We start from the raw sequence: 1,291 nt of genomic DNA, 5'->3' as shown, positions 1-1,291 counted from the left end.
CTATTCTCAAAATCATCAGCAAATTTCACTACTTTGCTGTTTTTTCGGATGCTTTTAAATACGATTTCATGACTGATAATCCCGACAAAAGCTCTATTTCTGATCCATAAGTGTCTTTAAGCGTAGATCGCTGTTGCAAGTTGATTGAAGCTTTCTGAAAGGTTATTTGCGAAACTGTTTGTTGATGATTTATAGCATGCGGTTGCATATAGTTTTTCCGTTTCTAATTTTTTGTGTTTCTTAATTACCAATCCATATTCTGGATGCGTAATCCAATTATCCCAAGCGCTTTGCCAATCGCGTTCATTTGCATTTCGACATGGGTTGGATTTTGAAAAGCGTACAAATTTTTCAAATTCTGATAAGGCTTCATCATGCGTTAATCCTTGTTCAGTTGCGTATTGAAAATCGGGTTTGAAATCTTCTAGTATTCTTTCAACCTCTTGTTTTTCGCTTATTTTCTTTGTTCCTTCAAAAAAGTTTGCTTTCTCTGGAAAATAAGCAGGCATCATCGTGTCAAAGATTTCTGAAAGTTTTTTTCCAACCTTTTTAACTTTTCGTGAAGGCAATTTCGCAATCATCGCTTCGTTAATTTGCCATCGGTTGTTAACTTCGTTTGAAAGATTGATATTTTGCTCGCGAATGATTGGTTGTTTGGTTTCTATCGTTTTGATTTGTTCTGATTGGCTTTCAACATCACACTCGATTGCCTTTTCAACAAAATCGTTTGTTTCTAAATTTTCAAAATCAATTTCTCTTTTTGATAAAATAATATTTTTATTTTTTTTGTTATTGTTAATGTTAATGTTATTGTGCATTTCCAAGCATTGCTCGTGCATTGCGTATGCATTGCTTGTGCATTGCTCATGCATTGCACGTGCATCATCATTACTTTTATCTTTGTTTTTATCCCATCTAGCTTTTGCTGCTTTTGAAGCCTTTTCCGAAGCTTTATCTAAATTCTCATTAGAGTTATTGAGTTCTTCCTCAACATCTAAATTCCACAAACGACCGTCTGCTAAACGAACAAGGTATCCTTCTTCAAGCAAGACATTTAACGCTGCTTCGAACTTCTTCACTGAATAACCAGTGTAATTAGATAAAACTTTAATATTATAAAAAAGAGGTTCACCAGTACGCAACATACGTAACCGTAATCGCATATAGATATTGCCCTCTACAGCAGGCAAATAATCAACAACTATTGCCCACTGGTCTGCAAAAAGCCTCGTCCATGGCAACTTAGTTGACATACTTCACCTCCCTTTCTTTATTATTATTGCAAGTGAAA

The 1,291-nt window shown here is 34.9% G+C and carries 1 protein-coding gene; it reads right to left on the bottom strand.

The features are described 5' to 3' along the window. Positions 1–116: 116 nt before the first annotated feature. The gene (locus ACFIKB_RS09310) at positions 117–1,253 is read right to left on the bottom strand and encodes a hypothetical protein (RefSeq protein ID WP_375653471.1); all 1,137 of its coding nucleotides are present in this window, start codon (positions 1,251–1,253) and stop codon (positions 117–119) included. Positions 1,254–1,291: the final 38 nt, after the last annotated feature.

It is taken from the genome of Bartonella sp. MR110HLJHH (assembly GCF_042194225.1).
Lineage (GTDB): Bacteria > Pseudomonadota > Alphaproteobacteria > Rhizobiales > Rhizobiaceae > Bartonella > Bartonella grahamii.
Note: the sequence above shows the minus strand (reverse complement) of the source record. Positions and strands in the feature narration are given on the sequence as shown.